This window comes from Streptomyces sp. NPDC006265 (assembly GCF_040613555.1).
GTDB lineage: Bacteria > Actinomycetota > Actinomycetes > Streptomycetales > Streptomycetaceae > Streptomyces.
In genome coordinates this window covers 1-5,636 of the sequence record NZ_JBEXSH010000604.1, presented here as the reverse complement: position 1 = coordinate 5,636, position 5,636 = coordinate 1, and the positions used below count along the sequence as shown (strand labels likewise).

At 73.7% G+C, this 5,636-nt stretch carries 7 protein-coding genes; 4 read left to right on the top strand and 3 right to left on the bottom strand.

The genetic code is table 11. The annotated features are described in order from the left end of the window. The first annotated feature begins 137 nt into the window (after positions 1-137). Positions 138-425, top strand: coding sequence for a BON domain-containing protein (locus ABZ281_RS35185; protein ID WP_356662135.1), 288 nt, complete (start codon positions 138-140; stop codon positions 423-425). After that, positions 422-1,198: a metallophosphoesterase gene (locus ABZ281_RS35180; RefSeq protein WP_356662134.1), complete on the top strand. Its 777-nt coding sequence runs from the start codon at positions 422-424 to the stop codon at positions 1,196-1,198. Before ABZ281_RS35185 ends, ABZ281_RS35180 begins: the two co-directional genes overlap by 4 nt. Positions 1,199-1,215: 17 nt before the next feature. Here ABZ281_RS35180 and ABZ281_RS35175 read toward each other — a convergent pair whose 3' ends face one another. Then, positions 1,216-1,446 (bottom strand): hypothetical protein, encoded by a 231-nt coding sequence (locus ABZ281_RS35175; RefSeq protein WP_356662133.1) that lies wholly within the window; start codon positions 1,444-1,446, stop codon positions 1,216-1,218. Between the two features lie 335 nt (positions 1,447-1,781). Here ABZ281_RS35175 and ABZ281_RS35170 point away from each other — a divergent pair, with 335 nt between their 5' ends. Beyond that, positions 1,782-2,315: a DoxX family protein gene (locus tag ABZ281_RS35170; protein WP_356662132.1), complete on the top strand. Its 534-nt coding sequence runs from the start codon at positions 1,782-1,784 to the stop codon at positions 2,313-2,315. Positions 2,316-2,392: 77 nt separating this feature from the next. Further along, positions 2,393-2,956: a hemerythrin domain-containing protein gene (locus ABZ281_RS35165; RefSeq protein WP_356662131.1), complete on the top strand. Its 564-nt coding sequence runs from the start codon at positions 2,393-2,395 to the stop codon at positions 2,954-2,956. Positions 2,957-3,087: 131 nt separating this feature from the next. Here ABZ281_RS35165 and ABZ281_RS35160 read toward each other — a convergent pair whose 3' ends face one another. Continuing rightward, the gene (locus ABZ281_RS35160; protein WP_356662130.1) at positions 3,088-4,155 is read right to left on the bottom strand and encodes a glycosyltransferase; all 1,068 of its coding nucleotides are present in this window, start codon (positions 4,153-4,155) and stop codon (positions 3,088-3,090) included. A gap of 196 nt (positions 4,156-4,351) precedes the next feature. Next, positions 4,352-5,317, bottom strand: a complete 966-nt coding sequence (locus ABZ281_RS35155) for an NAD-dependent epimerase/dehydratase family protein (protein WP_356662129.1) — start codon at positions 5,315-5,317, stop codon at positions 4,352-4,354. Between the last annotated feature and the right edge of the window lie 319 nt (positions 5,318-5,636).

The following is a 5,636-nucleotide window of genomic DNA, read 5'->3' as shown; positions in this document are numbered from 1 at the left end:
GGCGGCCCTGCCCATCGCGCGCGCCCTGCGGGAGAAGGTCGACTGGGAGCGGGTACGGCGCGCGTGCGGGGACGAGCCCATGCCGGCGGCCTTCTTCTTCCTCCTGGAGCGCCTGAACGTCATCTGAAGGAGCACTCATGAGTACCCACGGTTCACAGGAGGCGGGCGGCGGGCCGCCGGCCGAGAACCTGGACTACCGCATCGCCCACCTCCAGGACCGCCTCGCCTCCGGTGAGCTCGGTGAACTGGGCGTACGGGTCGAGGTCCGCGGCCGCACGGTGCTGCTCACCGGCACCGTGCCCTCGGCGCCCTGCCGCGACGAGATCCTGCGCACCGTCCACGAGGGGCTCGCCGGGTTCTCCGTGCACAGCGACCTCGTGGTCACCGAGGCGTCCTCCCCCGACCACGCGGAGGAACTCTCATGATCCGCATCGCAGCCGTCGGAGACATCCACATGGGGCCCGACAGTCAGGGCGTGCTGCGCCCCGCCTTCGAGACCCTGCCCGAGTGCGCCGACCTCCTGCTGCTGGCCGGCGACCTCACCCGGCACGGCACGCCCGAGGAGATGCGGGTGGTGGCCCGGGAGGTTCAGGACCTCTCCGTCCCGGTCGTAGCCGTTCTCGGCAACCACGACCACCACGACGACCGGCCGGACGAGGTCACGGCCGTCCTCCGGGACGCCGGTGCCCACGTCCTGGAAGGGCAGAGCACGGTCGTGGAGAGCGGCGGTGCGCGGATCGGCGTCGCCGGGACCAAGGGGTTCGGCGGCGGCTTCGTGGGCCGCTGCGCCGGGGAGTTCGGCGAGCCGGTCATGAAGGAGTTCGTCCGCCACTCGCGCCGGTGTGCCGACGGTCTGCGGGCCGCCCTGGAGCAGCTGGGCGAGGAGGGCTGTGACGCGCGGATCGCCCTGACCCACTACTCGCCCGTCGCGGACACCCTGGCGGGCGAGCCGCTGGAGATCTACCCGTTCCTGGGGAGCTATCTGCTGGCCGAGGCGATCGACACCGCGGGCGCCGACCTCGCGGTGCACGGGCACGCGCACGCGGGCACGGAGCACGGCATGACGAGCGGCGGCGTGCGGGTGCGCAACGTGGCCCAGCCGGTCATCGGACGGGCCTTCCACGTCTACCACCTGCCGGTCCGGGAGCCCGCCGCGACCGGCGCCGCCACACAACGGGCCTTCTCAGAACTCACTTGAACAACTTCTTCAACATCTCACGCACGAGCGTTCGCTCCGTGTGCCACGACCCGCGGGGTGCGCACGAAGGAGTCGGCCGCGTCCGGGATCAGGACGCCGTGCTCGGCGCCGCTGCGCAGGTAGTCCAGCACGGCATCGGAGATGACCCGCCGGGCGCCGATCCCGGCCCGGGCCGGATGCGCGGCGATCCGTTCGGACAGCACCTCGCTGTCGCGGAAGTGCTCGTAGCGCACGGTGGCCCGCTCCACCTCCCCGTGGTGCACTGTCGCCGCCGGCGCCCGGGTGTCTGGGCTCGTCCGACATCGGCAACGTCAGCACGCGGGTGCCGGCCCATCCACCCGTTCATAGCGATCATGGGCGAGGAGGGCTCCGACCACACCCCGGAGTTCGCCGAGCGGCCGCCTCGCCCCGGCCCGCGAGGTGTTCCTCGCCGCGGCCGAGGCCCTCGTGCACCGCCGCCGACATCCTGCTCTCCGGGGAACTGCGCGACGAGGCGTGGGCACGGCACCGGACGGTGTGACTGGTTCGGCTCCGGCTGGGGAACCCGGCGAGCGCTGTACCCACCGACTCCCTGGAGAGGGCCATGAGTCTGTTGCGTGTGCTCGGCCGCCCGATGCTGGCCTCGATGTTCCTCGCGGGCGGCATGAACTCCGTCCGCGACCCGAAACAGGTCGCCGACGCCGCCGAGCCTGTCGTCCAACCCGTCACCGAGCGCATCCCCGCACTGCCGGACCGCACCGACCAGGTCGTACGGCTCAGCGGCGCCGTACAGGTCGCCGCGGGGCTGATGCTGGCCACGGGGCGCATGCCACGCCCGGCCGCGCTGGCCATCGCGGCCACGCTGGTGCCCACCACACTCGCGGGACACCGCTTCTGGGAGGCGGAGGACCCCGAGGAGCGGGCACAGCAGCGCATCCACTTCTTCAAGAACATGTCCATGCTCGGAGGGCTGCTGATCGCGGCCGACGACACCGGCGCCCGCCCTTCGGTGGTGTGGCGCGGCACGCACGCCGCGCGCGGTGTGCGGCGCGACGCCGGTCTGGTGCGCCACTCCGTGCGCGCCACCGCCCGGCCGGCCGCCGCGGCCGGGCGCGTCCGGGCCAAGCTCCCCGCCTGAGCCGCCGGTACGTCACCGGCGGGACCGCACGTTAGCCCCATGGGGCCGGGGGGACCCGAGCGCTGGAGGTGAAGGACATGGGACACGGAGGAAACGTCATCGACGAGCTGGTGACCGATCACCACGAGGTCGAGGAGATGTTCGGCAGGATCGGGGCCCTGCCGTCCGGCCACCAGGACCGCAAGGTGTACGCCGACCAGGTCACGATGGAGCTCGTACGGCACTCGGTGGCCGAGGAGGCCTACCTGTACCCGGCCGTACGCGAGCATGTGGCGGGTGGGGACGCCCTCGCCGACCAGGAGCTCAAGGACCACGCCACGGCCGAGCAGATCATGAAGGATCTGGAGGGCTGTGACGCCGGCGACGCCGACTTCGACCGGCTGATGGGCATGCTGATGAGCGAGATCCGCTCGCACATCGCCGACGAGGAGGGCAACCTCTTCCCGCGGCTGCGGCAGGCCTGTCCGATGAACACGCTCAACGAGCTGGGCGACAAGGTGCGCAAGGCGAAGAAGACCGCCCCGACCCGGCCGCATCCGGCGGCTCCCGACAAGCCTCCGGCGAACAAGCTCCTGGCTCCGGGCACCGGGATGGTGGACCGGCTGCGTGACGCGCTGAGCGGCCGGGGCAAGTTCGAGTAGGCCCGTCGCCGCCCCGTGCGGGGCCCGTCACCCTTCCGGGAGACGGGCCCCGCTGTCGTGTGCGTGAGGCCGGGAGACCTCATGGGCGTGGAGCCGAGAGGGCTTCGTGTGCGTGGAGCCGAAAGGGGGCGTCATGACCGAAGTGGTTCCCTGACCGCCGGGCGGGGCGCGGGCTCGCCGCTCCCGAACGGGGTGTGCGGCCGGGCCCTGCGGTGCACGAGCCATCCGCGCAACCAGTGCCAGGTCGCGGCGGGCGGGACAAGGACACTGGTCACGGTCATGGTGAGCACCTCGTCGCGGGTGCCCGGTCCGGGCATGATGCGGGCGAGGGCGAACTCGGTGGTGGCGGCCAGCCACAGGGCGGCGCAGGCCGTGGCGGCCCGATGTCGGCCGAGCAGGGCGCAGCCGAGCGCCGTCAACCCCGCTCCGGTCACCGCCAGGTGCAGGGGCAGGCGCCCGCGGGGTGTCTCGGCCCGGCGCCACCAGTGACGGCCGTGCAGCCGGGTCATCAGCACGTCGTCGGCGTTGCCCGCCTGGAGCCGGACAGAAATCCAGCGCCCGGCCTCCCGCACGGGGTGGATGGTGGTACGCCGGCCGCCGGTGAGCGTCCAGCCGGCGTCGAGCATGCGCAGGGCGAGGTCGGCGTCCTCCCGGAAGGCCTGCCCGAAGCGTTCGTCGAATCCCCCGGTGGCCACCAGGGCGGTGCGGCGGTACGCCGTGTCGGCGGTGATCCAGCGGGCGCCGGCGAGTCCGGCCGTGTCGCGTTCCCAGTCCGTGGGGCGCCGGTCGGCGGGTAGGGGCACGTCGATGCGGGCGGTGCTCCCCGCAGTGCGCCCGGTCGCCGCGGCCAGGTCCAGGGGCAGGTCGCCGCCCCAGGTGGGGCCGGGGACGACGTCCTCTTCGAGGAAGACGATCCAGGGCACGTCACCGGCGGCCCGCCAGCCGAGGTTGCGTGCGGCGGCGGGTCCGCGCGCGCCGCCGGGCACGACGACGGTGCGCTCGCGCAGGGACGGCGGCACGGCGGCGGTGAGGGGCGTCCGGGCCGCCTCGGGCCGGTCGTCGACGAGCACCACCCGCACCGGGCCGGGCCCGGTCGCCTCGGCGAGGGCGCGCAGGCAGACTCCCAGACCGGGACCACCGAGGGTGGGGACCACGACGGCGTACTCGACGTCCGGGGCGAGGGCGTGGGGTCGGATCATCGCGGGGCTCCGGCGGCGTCGAATCGGAATCCGAGCAGGGCGGCGGGCGCCCCCCCGGCCACCAGGGCGGCGGGGTCGTGGAGAAGGGCGCTGGGCCCGGGGATGCGCATGGGGAGGCGGGCCTTTCGGCGGTCGGGAGACGCCCGGACGGGGTGGTCGGGAAACACCGGGACAGGGCGGTGCGGGGCCCGGGTGGTCACTCCTCGGTACCGGCCTCGCGGAACCAGGCGATCGTGCGCCGCAGCCCCTCCTCGGCACGCACCTGCGGGTCCCAGCCGAGCTTGTCGCGGGCCAGCGTGATGTCCGGGCAGCACACGGCCGGGTCGTCCACCGGGCGGTCGATGTAGCGGATCTCCGAGGAGGACTCGGCGAGTTCGACGACCAGGCGCGCCAGGTCGAGCATGGCGATCTCGGTCGGGTTGCCGATGTTGACGGGGCCGCGCATGCCGTGGGCGGCTGCGGCGAGGATGCCGCGCACGGTGTCGTCGACGTAGCACAGCGACCGGGTCTGACGGCCGTCGCCGGTCACCGTGAGCGGATCGCCGGCGAGGGCCTGCCGTACGAAGGTCGGCACGGCGCGTCCGTCGTGGCCGCGCATCCGGGGGCCGTAGGTGGTGAACAGCCGCACGATGCAGGTGTCGGTGCCCCGGGCGTCGGCGTGGGCGGTGGTCAGTGCCTCGCCGAAGCGCTTGGCCTCGTCGTGGACACTGCGCGGGCCGACCGGGTTGACGTTGCCCCAGTAGCGCTCGTCCTGGGGGTTCTGCCGCGGGTCGCCGTAGACCCCCGAGGTCGAGGCGAGGACGAAGCGGGCGCCGGCGGAGTGCGCGAGGTCCAGGGCGTTGCGGGTGCCGGTGCTGCCGGTCTCCATGGTCTGCAGCGGCAGGCGCAGGTAGTCAGCCGGGGACTCGGGGGAGGCGAGGTGCAGGACGAGGTCCGGCGGCCGCTTGATCCGCAGGCCCTCGGCGACATCGGCCTGGACGAGCGTGAAGCCGGGCTGTTCGAGCAGGGGCGACAGGTTCTCGGGCCGGCCGCTGCTGAAGTCGTCCACGCAGGTGACGGCCGCGCCAGCGCCCAGCAGGGCGGCGCACAGATGGGAGCCGACGAACCCGGCGCCGCCGGTGACGACGGCGTGTTCCCAGTTCCGCGAGAGGGCGGTGGTCATGTCGGTCTCTCCTCCGTCGGCGGCACGGCACGAGGTCGCGCCTCGGGCCGGTGAACACGGGCCAAAGGGCCGTCGAGCCACGCTCAGCCTCCGCCGACCATGCGGGCACGGCACGGCCGCGTACGGCAAACCGGTGAGTCACGGAGGGTGAGAGACGCGGGAGGGGGAGTCCGCGGGGGGCCTGATCGCGCGGTGGGTGTCAGGCGATCAGCGTGCGGCCCGGGTTCAGCCGGTCGAGGAGCTGGTCCTGGTGCAGACCGGCGACGGGGGCGAGCAGGTCGGGGTGGCGCAGCAGGGCGGCGGCGTTCCGGTCGCTGTC

What these genes read in the sequence shown, in the direction of transcription:
- ABZ281_RS35185 (WP_356662135.1), top strand. Translation starts at nt 138, where the DNA reads ATGAGTACCCACGGTTCACAGGAGGCGGGCGGCGGGCCGCCGGCCGAG.
- ABZ281_RS35180 (WP_356662134.1), top strand. Translation starts at nt 422, where the DNA reads ATGATCCGCATCGCAGCCGTCGGAGACATCCACATGGGGCCCGACAGT.
- ABZ281_RS35170 (WP_356662132.1), top strand. Translation starts at nt 1,782, where the DNA reads ATGAGTCTGTTGCGTGTGCTCGGCCGCCCGATGCTGGCCTCGATGTTC.
- ABZ281_RS35165 (WP_356662131.1), top strand. Translation starts at nt 2,393, where the DNA reads ATGGGACACGGAGGAAACGTCATCGACGAGCTGGTGACCGATCACCAC.
- ABZ281_RS35160 (WP_356662130.1), bottom strand. Translation starts at nt 4,155, where the DNA reads ATGATCCGACCCCACGCCCTCGCCCCGGACGTCGAGTACGCCGTCGTG.
- ABZ281_RS35155 (WP_356662129.1), bottom strand. Translation starts at nt 5,317, where the DNA reads ATGACCACCGCCCTCTCGCGGAACTGGGAACACGCCGTCGTCACCGGC.